The sequence below is a fragment of the Daejeonella rubra genome, from assembly GCF_900103545.1.
Taxonomy (GTDB): Bacteria; Bacteroidota; Bacteroidia; order Sphingobacteriales; family Sphingobacteriaceae; genus Daejeonella; species Daejeonella rubra.
In genome coordinates this window covers 212,216-229,085 of record NZ_FNHH01000001.1, presented here as the reverse complement: position 1 = coordinate 229,085, position 16,870 = coordinate 212,216, and the positions used below count along the sequence as shown (strand labels likewise).

Here is a 16,870-nt window from a genome sequence, read left to right as displayed (position 1 = left end):
GTAGTTTTATTTTGTTAAATTTGCGCCCTGAAATCCACTATAAATAATTATGAAATTATCTCAGTTCAAATTTGATTTACCTGAATCTTTAATAGCCCATAACCCTGTTGAAAATCGCGATGAAGCGCGTTTAATGGTGTTGGATAAGAAAACCGGAGCTATTGAACATAAAATATTCAAAGATATTTTAGGGTATTTTGAAGAGAAAGATGTGATGATTTTAAATAACACCAAAGTTTTTCCAGCACGCCTTTACGGAAACAAAGAAAAAACAGGTGCAACAATCGAAGTATTTTTGCTTCGTGAATTAAATCGTGAACTTCGTCTTTGGGATGTTTTAGTTGATCCGGCACGAAAGATCAGAGTTGGCAACAAGCTTTACTTTGGAGATGATGATCTGCTGGTTGCTGAGGTAGTAGACAATACTACTTCCCGTGGAAGAACAATTCGTTTCCTTTTTGATGGAACAGATGATGAGTTTCGTAGAAATATTGAGATCCTTGGTGAAACACCGCTGCCAAAATATATAAAACGTAAAGCAACTGCTGAAGATAAAGAGAGATATCAAACCATCTTCGCAAAGAAAGAAGGTGCCGTTGCGGCTCCTACTGCCGGCTTGCATTTTAGTCGTGAGTTGATGAAACGCCTGGAATTAAAAGGTGTTGATTTTGCTGAAGTTACTCTTCACGTTGGCCTTGGTACATTCAGAGCTGTTGAAGTTGAAGACCTTACCAAGCATAAAATGGATTCTGAGCAGTTTATAATCGAGCAAAAGGATGCCGATATTGTAAACAAAGCTATACTGGAAAAACGCAGAGTATGTGCCGTAGGTACAACTTCTATGAGAGCGATCGAATCTGCCGTTTCTGCGGGAAAAGAATTGAAGGCTGCAAATGACTGGACAAGTAAGTTTATCTTTCCTCCATATGACTTCAGTATTGCAAATTGCATGATCACAAACTTCCATACACCTGAATCAACATTATTGATGATGGTAGCTGCGTTTGGAGGTTATGAAAATGTAATGAAAGCTTATGAAGTTGCTGTAAAAGAAAAATATCGCTTTTACAGTTATGGAGATGCAATGCTAATCATCTAATTTTTTCCTGGTGGAATTAGGAATTTTAAACCCCTTCTCCACCAGGGCCTTAAAATATCTGATTTTTCAGTTTTGAAATACTACGCAATCATAGTAGGTGGTGGCTCCGGAAGCAGAATGCAATCGGATATACCAAAACAATTTATGCTGCTGAATAGTAAACCTATTCTTATGCATACTATTGAGGCCTTCTACCATTCAGATCTAAAGCCTGAAATCATTGTTGTCTTAAATGTAGATTTTCACACTTATTGGGAACAGCTTTGTGAAAAATATAATTTTTCAATTCCACATACACTCGTAAAAGGCGGACTTCAACGATTCCATTCAGTCAAAAATGGAATCAGATCTATAAAAGGAAATGCGGTCGTTGCAATTCATGATGCAGTAAGGCCTCTGGCCAGCAACGAACTGATCAGCCGATCTTTCAGGGAAGCTGAAATCACAGGAAATGCAGTAGCGTCCATTCAATCTAAAGATTCTGTCAGACAAAAAATTGGAAAATCTAGCATTTCATTGAACAGGGATGAAATTTACCTTGTGCAAACACCTCAAGCTTTCCAGTTCGGGCTTCTTAATAAAGCATACAAACAGGAATACAGAAATGAATTTACTGATGATGCTTCTATTGTTGAGCGCACAGGTATTTCAATCAATTTAATAGAAGGTGAAAGGAAAAATCTCAAGATCACTTTCCCTGAAGACATCCTTCTTGCTGAATTCTATCTGAGCCAGACAAAATAATCGTATCCACCCAACTTGGGTGAATACGATATTTAAATAAATTAAAGGCTTCCTCCGCGTATAACACGAAGTAATATTGCGATAACGGCGATCACAAGCAGGATGTGAATTAAACCTCCACCCATAGGTGTAACAAAATAGCCAAAGATCCAGGCAATGATTAAAATAACTGCGATCAAATAAAGTAGATTACCCATAATTTTAGTTTTGATTAGTGTTTATTTATTGAATTTCAAGATGTTATTACTAAAACTGTACCGTAAGTTCAGTCCTTCAAATTCTATCGAAACAAAATTAATTCAGGGCAAAAAAAAACCCTGCTTAAGCAGGGTATAATCATTTTTAATATTCGTCTTCATTAAAGAAGAAATCATCCTTTGTGGGATAATCCGGCCAAATCTCTTCTATATTTTCATATGGTTCGCCATCGTCCTCCAAAGCCTGCAGGTTTTCTATAACTTCCACAGGTGCACCAGAACGTATTGCATAATCAATAAGTTCATCTTTGGTTGCCGGCCACGGCGCGTCTTCTAGGTGTGACGCTAATTCTAATGTCCAATACATATTTCTTAGAATTTGATTTATACTATTTTTTGCAAAAGTATAATAATTTAAATAACAATATCAATTATTTTTTAACAGGTAAATTAAACACGTGGAAACCACTGATTTTCAGGCACATTACTATCATGGCACAATTTTCTTGCCAGCACAAAAAGATAGTCACTAAGCCTGTTCAGGTAAACAATTACCTTTTCATCAACAAAACTTTCTTCCTTAAGATGGACTATAATACGCTCTGCCCTTCTGCAAACACATCTGGAAACATGGCAAAATGAAACAACCTGACTTCCGCCCGGTAAAATAAAATGTTTCAACTCTGGAAGCACTGCATTCATTTCATCGATCTGATTTTCAAGGAAGGTTATATCCGACAGATGAAGATCAGGAATTTTCATTTTAGATTTCTCCGGATCTGAAGCTAATGCTGCCCCGATGGTAAACAATCTGTCCTGTATTTCCTTCAAAGTGTCCTTTTGAGCTGCATCAATATCGTGATCGCGTATCATACCGATATAAGAATTAAGCTCATCAACAGTACCATAACTTTCAATCCTAAGATCATACTTCGGCACCCGGGTTCCACCAATGAGAGAGGTCAGTCCCCCATCTCCGGTCTTGGTATAAATTTTCATTTCTTTCTAAACATTTTATATCCAGTTTTCAGCAAGATTTGCTTTTAAGGAAGGGCGATATTAAGAATTATTCAGGAGAATGTAACGAATGTCAACCGGTTAATACCATTATTTTGACATTCATAAAACATAATGACAATGAGCAATCATTAGAAATTAATTCCAGGTTGTTTAATGACAAACCTGACTAGCCCGAAATTACCCGATTGAAACTTATTGAATTTTCTCGAAGTCTGAATCCTTGGATTTCATGTCAGCAAGCCTGGGAGAAACAGTCTTCACATTCTCATTCAAATAGTCATTTTCAATCAGTCCGTCACGCATTCTAACAATCCTGTGTGCATGCTGAGCAATGTCTTCTTCATGTGTAACAAGTATAATTGTATTACCCTTAGAATGGATCTCCTCAAGTAATCCCATGATCTCTACAGATGTCTTGGTATCAAGATTTCCTGTAGGCTCATCCGCAAGTATGATAGAAGGATTATTAACAAGTGCCCTGGCCACAGCAACACGCTGGCGCTGTCCACCGGACAATTCATTTGGCTTATGGTGAACCCTGTTTCCCAATCCAACACTTTCAAGAGTTTTTTGAGCCCTGTCATCACGTTCTCTTCGTCCTATACCGGCATAGACCAATGGAAGTGCTACATTTTCAAGGGATGATGAGCGGGGAAGTAAATTAAATGTCTGGAACACAAAACCTATTTCCTTATTTCTGATCTCTGCAAGTTCACTATCAGTCATCTCACTAACCTGGTTTCCATTTAATATGTAAATTCCTTTTGTTGGGGTATCCAGACAACCCAGAATATTCATCAAAGTTGATTTTCCAGAGCCGGAAGGGCCCATGAGGGCTACGAATTCACCCTTATTAATAGTTAAGGAAACAGATTTCAAGGCATGAATAGTTTCCGCCCCGATTACGTATTTCCTACCGATGTCAGTTAAAGTGATAAGAGGATCTTGAGCCATGTTTTTGTTTTTTAGACTATCGGTATATATGCTTTGTTACAGTATATAATAAATTAGGGCTTATTAATTACTTTTGCAACCCTAAAGAACTTTCCGTCCTCTTTAGGTGCATTTTTCAAAGCAATTTCCCTGCTTATCTCCTGCTTTATTTCATCTTCCCGCAAAACATTAACCTCATCATTCATATAGACCAGCGGTTCAACTCCACTAGTATCCACTTCATTCAGTTTATCCATGAAAGTAAGAATTTTATTCATGTCGTCTAAAAGACCCTGTTTTTCATCTTCCTGTACTTCCAGTCTTGCCAGATGGGCAATTTTATCGATCGTTTCCGGACTTAATTTCATTTATAAATTCTATTTTCTTAAAACCATTATTTGCCCTAATATCACAATTACTGTTTATTCTGGTGAGCATTCAGCTGGCCAGATATAATTCCATAGACCTGGCTTTTCAAATCTTCGGCATCTGCAGAAGACAAATTGGCGGTATCTATAGGGGCGTGTACGCAAATATCGCAAATCCCCGGACTAGTTCCATACTGCTTACCATCATCCCACATTAAATTCCAGTTATTACAAATAGTTACCGGTAAAATTTGTACACCTTGTTCTATGGCAAGCTTAAAAGGACCATTCTTAAAAGGTTGCAAGACCGGGGGATAATTTTCACTGATCATTCCCTCAGGGAAGATCACGACATTTTTCCCATCTTTCAAACTCTCCCCTGCTTTTTTAAAGGCTCTGAACGCCGAAATTTTACTATCTCTGTTCAGTGGAATATCAATTGTGCGGAAATAAATGCCGGTAATAAAATTATCCAGAAGTTCTTCTTTACCAAGAAACACATAATTACGCTTTGCCAGAAGTATAATGGCAGTAATATCCAGGTTCGAAGTATGATTGGCACAGATAATATATCTTTTCGACCAGTCGATCTTTTCCTCATAACTGAAGCGAAAAATAAAACCTGATAAAAGCGAACTTAAATAACTGAATATCCATCGCACACGATTCATTCCATGAAATTTCGCAGGACTTCTTGAAAAGTAAAAGATAATGGGATAAAGACTTGTAAACACAAGAGCAAGCCAAACCTGAAAATAGTATAAATGTGCGCTTTTAAAAAGTCTTTTCATTCATTCAAAAATACAAAAATCTATGGAGCTTTTTAACTATGGAAGGCATTCCTAACCCTTTCAGCCTCGGTTACAGAAAAAATCCTTACTTTCGCAGCTTATGGAAACTGTTGTTAGTGGTATCCGCAGTACCGGTAAACTGCATTTAGGGAATTTCTATGGCGCTGTAAAAAACTTTGTACAGATGCAGAATGAATTCAACTGCTATTTTTTTATTGCAGATTATCATTCTTTGACCACACACCCTACTCCTCAAGATCTTCATGGCAATGTAAGGCAAGTATTGATTGAGTACCTGGCTGCTGGGATTGACCCTGAAAAAGCAACCATTTATGTTCAATCAGATGTTCCTGAAATAGCTGAACTCTATCTATACCTGAACATGAATGCCTACCTTGGCGAGCTTGAAAGGGGTGCCTCTTTCAAGGATAAAGTTCGTGCTCACCCCGACAATGTCAATGCAGGATTATTGACCTACCCAGTTTTAATGGCTGCTGATATTCTGATACATAAGGCAACAAAAGTGCCAGTTGGCAAAGATCAGGAGCAGCATCTGGAAATGGCCAGAACCTTTGGAAACAGATTCAACAGACTCTACAATAAAGAGTATTTCCCTGAACCATATGCCTTTAATTTCACTGAAAAACTGGTTAAAGTTCCCGGACTTGACGGCAAAGGAAAAATGGGCAAATCGGAAGGTGAAGGCAATGCTGTTTATCTTTCAGACGAGCCTGAAATTATTAGAAAAAAGGTAATGAGAGCGGTGAGCGACAGTGGTCCTACAGAGGAAAATCAGCCAAAGGCTGAGTCTATTCAAAATCTCTTCGATCTCATGAAAATCGTATCATCAACTGATACGTATGAACATTTCGACGAGCTATATAATAACTGTGGGATCAGATATGGCGACTTTAAAAAGCAACTTGCTGAAGACATGATCATTGCAACTGCTCCCATTCGTGAGAAGATCAATGAAATAGCAAAAGATGAAACCTACCTAAGACAGGTTGCCCGTTTTGGTGCTATAAAAGCACGCGAGAGCGCATCAAAAACTATTAGAGAAGTCAGGGAGATAATTGGCTTTAAAAGTTTTTAAATTGCCATCATTAACAAAACAATTTGTATTTTCAAACACGCTTAGCGCCTGTCGCTAATCAATTACCGGAAACATCATGCATATTGCTATAGTTGGAAATATCGGGGCAGGTAAAACTACCCTGACAGAGTTGCTTGCAAAGCATCTGAGTTATGAAGCACAGTTTGAGGCTGTTGATAATAACCCATATCTGGAAGATTTTTATAGTGATATGAAAAGATGGAGCTTTAATTTGCAGATCTATTTTTTGAATAGCCGTTTTCAGCAAATTCTGGAATTACAGAACACCGAGCGAAATATCATCCAGGACAGAACTATCTATGAAGATGCTTATATTTTTGCAGAAAACCTGCATGATATGGGTTTAATGACCACCAGGGATTACGAAAATTATCGTGCAATTTTCGAGAACATAACTTCCTTTATTAAGCCGCCAGATCTTTTAATTTACCTGAAAGCATCCGTTCCTACCCTGGTTAACAATATACAGAGACGTGGCAGAGAATATGAGGCAGGAATTCGTCTGGATTACCTTTCCAAACTGAATGATAAGTACAAGAAATGGATCGACTCGTACACAAAAGGTAAGCTATTGGTACTTGATAAAGATAAACTTGACTTTGCCAATAAACCTGAGGATCTTGGATTTGTGATCAATAGTATTGAACGCGAGATCCACGGATTATTTTAGTCGATACTGATAATTTCATAAGCCGATGAAGATACTCGGAATTATCCCGGCCCGCTATGAATCCAGCCGCTTTCCTGGTAAACCCCTGATAGATATTGCCGGAAAAAGCATGATCCAAAGGGTTTATGATCAATGCCAAAAATCTACCCGACTCGACAAGGTAATTGTGGCAACAGACGATCAGCGTATTTTGGATCATTTAAAAACCTTCGGAGCTGAAGGAGTAATGACTTCAGCGAAACATGCCAGTGGCACTGATCGTTGCGGAGAAGTTGCAGAAAAATATTCAGAATTTGATATCCTGATCAATATTCAGGGAGATGAGCCAATGATCGATCCACTACAGATCGATCTGCTTTGCTCCTGTTTTGACAACATAAATACTCACATCGCAACTCTGGTTAAAAGAATCCAAACAAAGGAGGAACTATTCAACGAAAATACGCCAAAGGTAATTCTCAATAAAAAACAGGAGGCAATCTATTTTAGCCGAAGCACAATACCATTCCTCAGAGGCAAAAAAAGTGACATTTGGTTAAATGAGCATACTTTTTATAAACACATTGGTATTTATGCGTTTAGAAGTCAAACACTTGCCAAAATCAACAAGTTACCAGTCTCAAGTCTTGAAATAGCAGAGGGGCTGGAGCAGTTGCGATGGATAGAGAATGGGTACTCCATTCAGACCAAGATAACAGACAAAGAAAGTCAGGCTATTGATACACCGGAGGATCTGATTAAATTATTGGCACTCCTTAAATTCTGATTTTTCTGATTTGTGCCAGCACATTGAAAATACCGTTCATCAAATATTTTAAAAATTGGATTTACTAAAATAAAACATGAAATATATCCTCCTCTTTTTTAGCATAATGATATCTCATACTGCCTTTGCTCAACTTGAAAAACGACTTGATTCAGTCATAAACAGCAGTATTCAGCAAGGTGAACCCGGACTTGCACTTTATGTTGAAGCAAACGGTAAGACCATTTATAATAAAGGCTTTGGTATGGCAGATACTGAAAATAAAAAGACAATAGGACCTAATACAAATTTTCGACTTGCTTCTGTTTCCAAGCAATTTACAGCCATGTGTGTCCTTCTGCTGGAACAAGATAAAAAGCTTTCATTCGAAGATCCTATTTCCCGCTATTTGCCTGAACTACCTCAAAATATCGGCAACAAGGTCCTGATCCGTCATTTGATCACCCATACCTCCGGCATCATTGATTATGAAGAAGTAATGGATAACACGATTAGCACTCCATTGCTGGATATTGATGTTCTGAATATTTTAAAGACACAGGAAAAAACATACTCTATTCCAGGAACTGAATTCAGATACAGCAATTCTGCTTATGCCCTGATGGCATTGATCGTAGAGCGGGTTTCGGGACAGACATTCCCTCAGTATATGAAGGAAAGAATATTCAAACCACTAAAAATGAAAAGGTCGCTGGTATATGAAGCTACTGCGGCTATTCCAAATCGCTCCCTTGGATTTGCCAGAGACAAGAACATGAAACTTTACGCAAATGACCAAAGTACAACCAGTGCAATAAAAGGTGATGGTGGAGTTTACACTTCTTTAGATGACTATAAAAAGTGGACCCATTCTTTATGGAAGGGAACTCTATTGGACCTGCCATCGGTATTAAAACGACTGAATTTTTCAATTAAAGAGGTTACCGGCAGTTATTATGGGCCAGGATGGTTCTATTTTGACAAAGGTAATCCAGCACTATTCCATTCTGGAAGCACCTGCGGTTTCAGTACTTATTCAGTAAATATTCCAGGGCAAAAAACTTCCATTGTTTATTTTTCAAATATTGCTGGTAATTCTGAGCCATTTAAAAAAATTCTGGAAGTACTAAGTACTGAGGGGATCAACAGCCCGTCGGAGGTGTTTAGTTTACATCAATTGACACGATAATGGCTTTCTAACGAAACCGATAGAAAGTAAAAATGAGTTATACAGAAGATAAAATATTCGACAGGAAAAAATTTCAGGAAGAAGCCCTGGAAATAGGAGAATATGAAAATTGTGTATTCAAACAGTGTGACTTTTCAAGCACAAACCTATCCGGAATTAAATTTAGTGACTGCGAATTTATAGGTTCTAATTTAAGTTTAGCGATATTAACAAAAACTGCATTCAGGGACACAAAATTTAATGAATGTAAAATGTTAGGACTCCATTTTGAAAACTGCAATGAGTTTGGGCTTTCATTTACATTTGAAAATTGCCAACTGAACCATTCTTCATTTTACAAGACAAAAATCAAAAAGACTGTTTTCAAAAATTCTCAGTTAAAAGAAGTTGATTTTACTGAATGTGACCTATCAGGTTCTGTTTTTGACAATTGCGACTTGACCAATGCGACATTTGATAATACAATCATAGAAAAGGTTGATTTCCGAACTTCTTTCAATTATTCTATTGATCCGGAAATCAACAGAATTAAAAAGGCTAAATTTTCAATACAGGGTATTATTGGGCTTTTAAACAAATACGACATTGAGATTGAGAGCTAGATTTTTTAATAAAATCCGGAATCGATAGTATTAAATCGATGATACCGGTAAAACTTTTTATCAAAATGTTTTTACAAAGCAAAAACATTCTTTTCGTTAAACTTGCATTGTTAAATATTTATAGAGTCTTTGGTATAGATTAAGATGAACGAGGAATTTTTCAGGCATATTTTTAAAAAGCAGCAAGAAGCTGATGCAGTCCCATCAAACAAGGAAATATCAAGGTGGGCATTGGAACTGATCAGATTACTTTATCCTGAACAATCCAAACGCACTTTAAGTTCATTAGAGGAATTAAAAAACGAATTTAATAAACTAGAGATCGAACTTTACAAAATGATGGAGGCTACAAAAGCTTGCATTCATTGTGATAATGCCAAATTAGCAAGGGATTTTTTTGAACAAGTTCCTGAAATATACAGGCTTCTAAATACCGACATCAAGGCAATTTTCGATGGTGATCCGGCAGCTAAAAGCGAATTTGAAGTAATAAGAGCTTATCCCGGATTCTACGCAATCTCATTTTACCGTCTTGCACACTCATTATATAAATTAGGTATTCCACTGTTGCCACGTATTTTCACAGAATATGCCCACTCAAAGACTGGAATTGACATACATCCTGCAGCACAGATCGATGAGTACTTTCATATCGATCATGGTACAGGAATAGTTATTGGTGAAACCTGTAAGATTGGAAAGAATGTAAAAATGTACCAGGGTGTAACACTAGGGGCATTAAGTGTGCATAAAAGTATGGCTGACACAAAACGTCACCCAACTATTGGTGATCGTGTAGTTGTTTATTCTGGTGCCACAATCCTTGGTGGTGAGACCATTATTGGGAATGACAGTACTATTGGAGGTAATGTCTGGATCACAAAAAGCATTCCTGCAGGATCATATGTTTATAATACAGCTGAAGTGAAAATATCGAGTGATAATAAATCAGGTAAATAGTAATGGCAGGTATCATTGATCTTGTAGGAAATACACCTCTGGTAGAGATAACACGATTAAACCCTAATCCGAAAGTAAGGATCTTTGCTAAACTTGAAGGGAATAATCCCGGAGGTAGTGTAAAGGACAGAGCGGCACTTAACATGATCAGAAGCGCTCTTGAACGCGGAGATATAAATAAAAATACCTCTCTGATAGAAGCTACTAGTGGCAATACAGGTATTGCATTGGCAATGATAGCAAGCCTATATGGCATTGAAATAGAGCTTGTTATGCCATCAAATTCTACCCGGGAACGGACATTGACAATGGAAGCATTTGGTGCAAAGGTTACTTTACTGGAGGGAATTGAACTATGCCGCGACTATGCTGAAGAAAAAGCAGCAAGTGGTCAAAGCTACCAACTCAATCAGTTTGCAAACCCCGACAATTATTGGGCACATTATAAAACTACCGGCCCTGAAATATGGAGAGATACTGAACAAAAAATAACACATTTTGTTAGCTCTATGGGCACAACCGGTACTATAATGGGCTGCTCCAGATTTCTGAAAGAAAAAAGCCCCACTATTCAGATAGTTGGATGTCAGCCTACAGAAGATTCATCTATCCCGGGAATTCGTCGCTGGCCGGAAGCATACCTGCCCAAAATATTTGAACCTAGCCGTGTTGACCGCATCATGGATATCTCTGAAATTGAAGCTACAGAAATGAGTCGTAAACTTGCGAAAATGGAAGGTATTTTTGCCGGAATGAGTAGCGGTGGAGCTGCTTCTGCAGCAATCAGACTTGCTTCTGAACTGGAAGAAGGTATGATCGTTTTTATTGCTTGTGACCGTGGCGACAGATACCTTAGCAGTAATCTTTTCGGGTAATCTTCTGATAATATTCAATCTTTTCTTCCTAAATTGAAATAAAATCCAAAAACAGAATAATGGTGAAAAAATCAGGCAGGATCTTATGGCACGACCTTACGGTAGAAGATGCAGAAGGTATAAGTTCATTTTATCAGGAATTAACAGGCTGGCAAAAAGAAGGCTTGAGTATGGGTGAATACGAAGATTTCATAATGAAAAGTCCGGAGGACAATGAGGTAATAGCCGGAATCTGCCATGCAAAAGGTGCAAATATAGATCTGCCGGCACAATGGCTCATGTATATCGTGGTTGAAAGCCTGGATAAAAGTCTTGAAATTTGCAAAAAAATGGGAGGTAAAGTTCTCGGCGAAAAGAGGAAAATGGGTGAAGGATTTTACTGCCTTATTCAGGATCCTGCAGGTGCCTATGTGATGCTTAGTGAATAATATGAATTTTCATTCATAGATTCTTTGGGAAGGAAATGATTACAACTAACTATTTCCGAAGTTCCTGATATCTACTATCTGAGTCAAATAACCATGCTTTTCAATGATCTCATCTATAATTTCACGGGTCATATCAGGATAATTTACTTCAACTGTCCTGGTAGAATTTATCCAATTATTGATCACCATATCATATCTGTCATTTAAGTTTTTAATAACAGGAATGCCCATTTCCTTTAATGCAGCTGCATTTAATTGCTGCTCATATTGATTTTTCATTGGAATAACCAAAAGCTTCTTTTTCATAAACAAAGCTTCGGCAGGTGTTTCAAAACCAGCACCGCAAAGTACACCTTCAGACTGTGCCATGCTCCTGATAAATTTTTCATTATGTATGGGCTGAACTGTTACATTCTTACTACTGAATTGTTTCCTGTTGTGCTTTGAAAACACATCCCAGGAAACATTTTTAAACTGACTAAGCTTAGCAATTAACCTTTTATCATCATAAGCAGGAAGGTAGACTGTATAATGCCCTTTGTTCTCGATAATCTGATCTCTAACTTGCCTTCTGATTACCGGAGTGAAAATATTATTCTCATAGGCCTGAAAATGAAAGCCATACTGGGCTGTATTGGGTGCATAATTTTTAAGGATCAGCTTTCCAATCATATCATTATGTTCAGCCTTAGGTGCCTCTTCTGCCAGCACCGTAGCCTGATGACTCAAGCCAATGCAGGGTATATTTTTCATGTAACATGCCCAGGCTGATACCGGTTCAAAATCATTTATGACCAGATCATAGTTCCCAACAGGTAATGACTTGATCTCAAGAACAAACTTTCGGATGTTTGATTTTACACAGGTTTTCCAAAGATCAACACCTCCGGCCTTCCCGAAAATAAAACTCAGTCCGCGTAATTTATACTTTAGAGGAAATGGTAAACTAAGGTCTCCCTGAGTACCACTTACCAGAATATCGACATTACCATGCTGCTGAAGGCATGGAATAATATCCATAGCCCTGCTTAAATGTCCGTTTCCTGTGCCTTGAATGGCATAAAGTATATTCATTAAAAAAAATAATATGGTACTAAATTGCTAAAAATCCACGAGACCAGATTAGAAAAATGGATAATTCAGCTATAACATATTGTTTAAAACAAAACCCAGGCCAATTAGAAAAATAACTCTGACAAACAGAAAATATGCTTTCAATGAAAATTGAATCATCTATTCTAAATTGTGTTCCTTTTACTGAAAATAATCAAAAAATCGTATTTCTTATTTGACCGATTAAATGAATTTAAATATTGAAAAAAGCTTGTCTGAAACAACCAGGAATAATATTTTTTTTAAATTTGTTAAAAAAATCAGGAGAAAATGATAATAATAAGCGAATATTTTGATGGTGCGGTTAAATCTCTTGGGTATGACTCAAAGGAAGGAAAATCAACAATTGGTGTTATTGAAAAAGGAGAATATAAATTTGGAACATCCATGCATGAAACTATGCATATCCTGGAGGGTGAACTTGAGGCTTTTCTACCAGGATCAGACAAATGGGAAACATTTACCACTGGTCAGAGTTTTGAAGTTCCTGCCAACCAATCGTTTAGCGTGCGAACAGGAATACAGACATCTTATTTATGCAAATACAAATAAGGCATAGGTTGGCTGGTAATTAATCAAAAAAAAACTGCCTTTAAAAAGGCAGTTTTTTTTCTGATTGAAAAATCCTATAATATCAGGATCAATATTAAAAGGATAATGATAATGGCACCAACAGAAAGGTAAACACCACCATTTGAAGCTTTTAATTCCTTTTTCATTTCAAGTAATTCATTACGAAGATCCTTACGCTCCTGACGGCTAAGTTCAGATCTATCCATACTTTTGATCACTTCAATTCTGCTTGTGATCTCTTCAACACGCGCAATTTGACGTTCAGTCATTGCTGGTTTAGCATTTTCATCTTTAGCCATAGCAGATGGCATTGCAAGAACGAACATTAACGCAGTAGCTAACAAGTAAATTTTCTTTTTCATTGTGATTAAATTAAGGTTTAAATAAATTTTAGAATAAATTTTAGAAATGGTTGAATGGTAAATCATCGCTACTTACCTTAAACAATTATTGTTCCACTGAGTTAAATTCCTTAAACAGTAAGTATCAGGCTAAATACCGACTTGTTTTGTCTACACATCAGGAATTTCTGTACTTATTGATGTACTTTTTGACCTGATCTTAAGGGGAAATCGAAGTGAATAATTAAATATAAGGTTTTTTATATAATCATTGGAAGGATATTGGGTTAAATGTTTTTTTAGATCAGAGGTATCTTTATCTATGATATCTGCCGGTATATATCCCATACCATAAAACTGACCTTCCTCCATTAATATGCAACTTCTTTCATCCAGGTTACGGCCATCATCAATTACCATAAACCCAGGTAAGGCAGATCTTAAATTAGAAAGAGCATTTTGTACCCGTTCGTTATAACTTTCAGGACTTTCCAGCTGTTCACATGCTTTCTTACATATTTGTTCATTGATCGATATGCAGGGTTCATTATTGCGCTGAACAAAGCAAAGTTTAGGACAAAGATTAAAGTCAGCGATCAGACTTTTTATCAGAACATGACCATCAAGGATCCTGTTAAAAGTGTAAATTGGTTTTGAAAACTTATTCCTTTTATCAACGGCCAGACGCAAATATCCATTCTGATCATCAAATGAATATAAGCCATAGGCATGTTCAAATCGTTTAAGTGAACGGTTATATGCAGGCCATAATCGCTTGATCTCAATAGCTTCCAGAATAAAAGCCATTAATTCGGTACCACATTCCTGAAAACTAATATGATGTATATCCCTTAAAAATTCCTGTTTCTGCTTTCCTGGTTTATTATTTGCAAAATGACTCGTAACCCTTTTTTTAATATTTCTGGCTTTACCAACATAAATCACTTTCGATTTATTATTGTGGAAATAGTAAATACCTGAAACAGGTGGTAGCTTATCCATATCCTCTTTTGGCAAATGTGGAGGTAAAGATTGCTCCTTTGATCGGGGATTCAATGTTTTATTGATATGGCCATCGATATCCTTTTCAAGCAGCATTGAAAAAAGCTTTGAAGTAGCTTCCGCATCTCCCATCGCCCTGTGCCTCTCTGAGATCTCTATTCCCACTTCAGTACAAAGGCGTCCAAGGCTATAAGAAGCAAGCCCGGGAATAATCTTACGACTCAGACGAACGGTACAAAGCTTCTTCGATTGCAAATGAAATCCTGCCGCAGCAAGATGATAATGCAGAAATGAAAAATCAAAATTGACATTATGTGCAACAAAGATCTTATCGTACAACAGGTCATAAATCTGTCTGGCAACCTCATTAAACCTGGGTGCGACACTCACCATTTCATTATTTATACCAGTAAGTGATTGAATATAAATAGGTATTGGAATTCCGGGATTGATAAGACTTCGAAACTGTTCAATTACTTCCTTCCCATTATGAATTAATATTGCGATCTCAGTGATCCCATTTGCACTGGCATGGCCCCCTGTTGTTTCAATATCGACTATCGCGTACATTCTTTGTAATTATATAGTCAAATATAGATAGAATATGCTAATATTGTTAGTAATTAAGGGCCTGAAATTAATAAAACAAGAATTCAGGGTATTTTATTTTCTTAATGGCTTCAACAGATATTCTAATCCGTTAAGTTTTATTTCATACATTGTTGCCAGCAATATCCCGATCTTACCTTGTGGAAATCCATTGGATTCGTACCAAACAAGATAAAATTCCGGCAGATCACAGATAAGTCTTCCCTTGTATTTGCCGTATGGCATACTAATACTTACTAATTCATTCAGTATCTCAGGATTCATGTGCCTTTTCTTTAAATGCGGTAGGTTTGTATATGAACTGAAGATAAAGGAAAGCAATCAGAGTAAGTGCCCCTATCACATAAAAGGTAAGGGGTATCATTGTGACATCAGAAATGAATAGTGCCCCCGCAACAAAAGCACCCAAACCAATTCCAGCTTCTAAAGCAATGTACATTGTTGCGATAGCCTTACCCCTGTATTCAGGATGACTAAGATCAACTATCCATGCAGTTATTGCAGGAGATAACATGCCGGTTGCAACCCCATAAACTGCTGAAGATAACATAAGGTATAGAGCTGAATCTGATCTTGCGATCATGATCATTGCTATGACCAATAGAAATAAGGATAATTTTATAATCCTGACCCTACCAATCCGGTCAGACATTTTACCAGACAAAAAGCGAATCAGCAAGGATGAAATGGTAAAAACCATAAAAAAGAGGCCTTTATTTGCAACACCCAGATGACTACCCCAATCAGATATTACAGTAAGAATTGCCCCATAACTGAGGTAAGAAAGAAAAGTCACAAAAGCGCCTGGTAATACCCTTAATTCGATCAGTTCTTTACGATGCATCTTGAGCATAGAAAAGTTAAAACGTTCCTTCTTTTTCAGTGTCTCCTTCATATTCATGAGGATTATGATAGAAAGCAAGGCAATAAGGGATGAGCAATAAAACATAGCATTAATAGAAAATCTTTCAGTTAATTCACTTCCAATTGCTGGTCCAATTGCTAAACCGGTGCTAAAACAAAGTCCATGAATTCCCATTGCTTCACCCCACCTATTCGATGGTACTATGTCTGCAACATAAGCTGCTGTCGCTGTAGGTTTAAACCCTGTAGAAAAGCCATGAAACAATCTTAGCCATAAAAAACCAGCAACTGTTGTCAGGAGCGGATATAACAAGCCGCATATAACACAAACCAATGACCCTACTGCCATTACAGGAACACGGCCGATCTTGTCGGTGAGCTTCCCGCTAAAGGGCCTGGCAATTCCGGCAGTGATAGTAAAAAGACCTATGATATAACCTTTGTATTCAGCCCCTCCCATACTGCTGAGATATGCGGGCAATTCCGGGACAAGCATATTAAAACTTGCTGAAAATAAGAATGAGCTCAAACAGAGCAGAGCAAATTGCAGGTTATAGATCGGGTGTTTTGGAGAAGGCATAAATCGCGTGTGCCCGGCAAAAGTAATAAGAATTTCAACCAAAATTTTTG

General features: G+C 37.3%; 22 protein-coding genes. 11 read left to right on the top strand and 11 right to left on the bottom strand.

Annotated elements, in window-relative coordinates; all coding sequences use genetic code 11:
* The first annotated feature begins 49 nt into the window (after nt 1–49).
* Together queA and BLR27_RS01060 are read left to right on the top strand one after the other, a co-directional pair.
* A complete protein-coding gene (gene queA, locus BLR27_RS01065; protein ID WP_090697993.1) occupies nt 50–1,099 on the top strand; it encodes a tRNA preQ1(34) S-adenosylmethionine ribosyltransferase-isomerase QueA in 1,050 nt (349 codons plus the stop codon).
* Between the two features lie 72 nt (nt 1,100–1,171).
* Nucleotides 1,172–1,843 (top strand): 2-C-methyl-D-erythritol 4-phosphate cytidylyltransferase, encoded by a 672-nt coding sequence (locus BLR27_RS01060; protein WP_090697990.1) that lies wholly within the window; start codon nt 1,172–1,174, stop codon nt 1,841–1,843.
* Nucleotides 1,844–1,884: 41 nt separating this feature from the next.
* On the opposite strand, the gene BLR27_RS18380 is transcribed toward BLR27_RS01060, so the two are convergent.
* The 6 genes from BLR27_RS18380 to BLR27_RS01035 all read right to left on the bottom strand — a co-directional run bounded on the left by BLR27_RS18380 (nt 1,885) and on the right by BLR27_RS01035 (nt 5,152).
* Nucleotides 1,885–2,040 (bottom strand): lmo0937 family membrane protein, encoded by a 156-nt coding sequence (locus tag BLR27_RS18380; protein WP_143007674.1) that lies wholly within the window; start codon nt 2,038–2,040, stop codon nt 1,885–1,887.
* A gap of 145 nt (nt 2,041–2,185) precedes the next feature.
* On the bottom strand, nt 2,186–2,407 hold the full coding sequence (locus tag BLR27_RS01055) for a DUF2795 domain-containing protein (protein WP_002996718.1): 222 nt from the start codon (nt 2,405–2,407) through the stop codon (nt 2,186–2,188).
* An 83-nt stretch (nt 2,408–2,490) separates the two neighbouring features.
* The gene (locus BLR27_RS01050; RefSeq protein ID WP_090697986.1) at nt 2,491–3,039 is read right to left on the bottom strand and encodes a cob(I)yrinic acid a,c-diamide adenosyltransferase; all 549 of its coding nucleotides are present in this window, start codon (nt 3,037–3,039) and stop codon (nt 2,491–2,493) included.
* Between the two features lie 213 nt (nt 3,040–3,252).
* Nucleotides 3,253–4,014 (bottom strand): ABC transporter ATP-binding protein, encoded by a 762-nt coding sequence (locus BLR27_RS01045; protein ID WP_090697983.1) that lies wholly within the window; start codon nt 4,012–4,014, stop codon nt 3,253–3,255.
* Between the two features lie 53 nt (nt 4,015–4,067).
* Nucleotides 4,068–4,361, bottom strand: coding sequence for an Asp-tRNA(Asn)/Glu-tRNA(Gln) amidotransferase subunit GatC (gatC, locus tag BLR27_RS01040; RefSeq protein ID WP_090697978.1), 294 nt, complete (start codon nt 4,359–4,361; stop codon nt 4,068–4,070).
* 47 nt (nt 4,362–4,408) lie between these two features.
* Nucleotides 4,409–5,152, bottom strand: coding sequence for a lysophospholipid acyltransferase family protein (locus BLR27_RS01035; RefSeq protein ID WP_090697975.1), 744 nt, complete (start codon nt 5,150–5,152; stop codon nt 4,409–4,411).
* Between the two features lie 100 nt (nt 5,153–5,252).
* Here BLR27_RS01035 and trpS point away from each other — a divergent pair, with 100 nt between their 5' ends.
* The 8 genes from trpS (at nt 5,253) to BLR27_RS00995 (ending at nt 11,738) form a co-directional block, all read left to right on the top strand.
* Nucleotides 5,253–6,248, top strand: a complete 996-nt coding sequence (trpS, locus tag BLR27_RS01030; protein WP_090697972.1) for a tryptophan--tRNA ligase — start codon at nt 5,253–5,255, stop codon at nt 6,246–6,248.
* Nucleotides 6,249–6,324: 76 nt separating this feature from the next.
* On the top strand, nt 6,325–6,939 hold the full coding sequence (locus tag BLR27_RS01025; protein ID WP_090697967.1) for a deoxynucleoside kinase: 615 nt from the start codon (nt 6,325–6,327) through the stop codon (nt 6,937–6,939).
* 25 nt (nt 6,940–6,964) lie between these two features.
* Complete coding sequence (kdsB, locus tag BLR27_RS01020) at nt 6,965–7,705, top strand: 3-deoxy-manno-octulosonate cytidylyltransferase (protein WP_090697964.1); 741 nt, start codon at nt 6,965–6,967, stop codon at nt 7,703–7,705.
* Between the two features lie 76 nt (nt 7,706–7,781).
* A complete protein-coding gene (locus BLR27_RS01015; RefSeq protein WP_090697960.1) occupies nt 7,782–8,873 on the top strand; it encodes a serine hydrolase domain-containing protein in 1,092 nt (363 codons plus the stop codon).
* 32 nt (nt 8,874–8,905) lie between these two features.
* Nucleotides 8,906–9,475 carry a pentapeptide repeat-containing protein gene (locus BLR27_RS01010; RefSeq protein ID WP_090697955.1) on the top strand — a complete coding sequence of 190 codons (570 nt, stop codon included), beginning with the start codon at nt 8,906–8,908 and terminating at the stop codon, nt 9,473–9,475.
* Between the two features lie 144 nt (nt 9,476–9,619).
* Complete coding sequence (epsC, locus tag BLR27_RS01005) at nt 9,620–10,435, top strand: serine O-acetyltransferase EpsC (RefSeq protein ID WP_090697952.1); 816 nt, start codon at nt 9,620–9,622, stop codon at nt 10,433–10,435.
* 2 nt (nt 10,436–10,437) lie between these two features.
* Nucleotides 10,438–11,310 (top strand): cysteine synthase CysM, encoded by an 873-nt coding sequence (gene cysM / locus BLR27_RS01000; protein ID WP_090697948.1) that lies wholly within the window; start codon nt 10,438–10,440, stop codon nt 11,308–11,310.
* 59 nt (nt 11,311–11,369) lie between these two features.
* A complete protein-coding gene (locus tag BLR27_RS00995; RefSeq protein ID WP_090697944.1) occupies nt 11,370–11,738 on the top strand; it encodes a VOC family protein in 369 nt (122 codons plus the stop codon).
* A gap of 45 nt (nt 11,739–11,783) precedes the next feature.
* Here BLR27_RS00995 and BLR27_RS00990 read toward each other — a convergent pair whose 3' ends face one another.
* Nucleotides 11,784–12,812, bottom strand: coding sequence for a glycosyltransferase family protein (locus BLR27_RS00990; RefSeq protein WP_090697940.1), 1,029 nt, complete (start codon nt 12,810–12,812; stop codon nt 11,784–11,786).
* A 309-nt stretch (nt 12,813–13,121) separates the two neighbouring features.
* On the opposite strand from BLR27_RS00990, the gene ppnP reads away from it, so the two are divergent.
* On the top strand, nt 13,122–13,403 hold the full coding sequence (ppnP, locus tag BLR27_RS00985; RefSeq protein ID WP_090697937.1) for a pyrimidine/purine nucleoside phosphorylase: 282 nt from the start codon (nt 13,122–13,124) through the stop codon (nt 13,401–13,403).
* 74 nt (nt 13,404–13,477) lie between these two features.
* Here the strand turns inward: ppnP and BLR27_RS00980 are convergent, their stop codons facing one another.
* From BLR27_RS00980 to BLR27_RS00965, 4 genes are all read right to left on the bottom strand, one after another.
* Nucleotides 13,478–13,786: a hypothetical protein gene (locus BLR27_RS00980; protein ID WP_090698343.1), complete on the bottom strand. Its 309-nt coding sequence runs from the start codon at nt 13,784–13,786 to the stop codon at nt 13,478–13,480.
* 150 nt (nt 13,787–13,936) lie between these two features.
* Nucleotides 13,937–15,337 carry an exonuclease domain-containing protein gene (locus tag BLR27_RS00975; protein WP_090697933.1) on the bottom strand — a complete coding sequence of 467 codons (1,401 nt, stop codon included), beginning with the start codon at nt 15,335–15,337 and terminating at the stop codon, nt 13,937–13,939.
* 93 nt (nt 15,338–15,430) lie between these two features.
* Nucleotides 15,431–15,640, bottom strand: coding sequence for a DUF3820 family protein (locus BLR27_RS00970; protein WP_090697930.1), 210 nt, complete (start codon nt 15,638–15,640; stop codon nt 15,431–15,433).
* The gene (locus BLR27_RS00965; RefSeq protein WP_090698335.1) at nt 15,630–16,820 is read right to left on the bottom strand and encodes an MFS transporter; all 1,191 of its coding nucleotides are present in this window, start codon (nt 16,818–16,820) and stop codon (nt 15,630–15,632) included. The genes BLR27_RS00970 and BLR27_RS00965 overlap by 11 nt, the downstream gene beginning before the upstream one ends.
* Nucleotides 16,821–16,870: the final 50 nt, after the last annotated feature.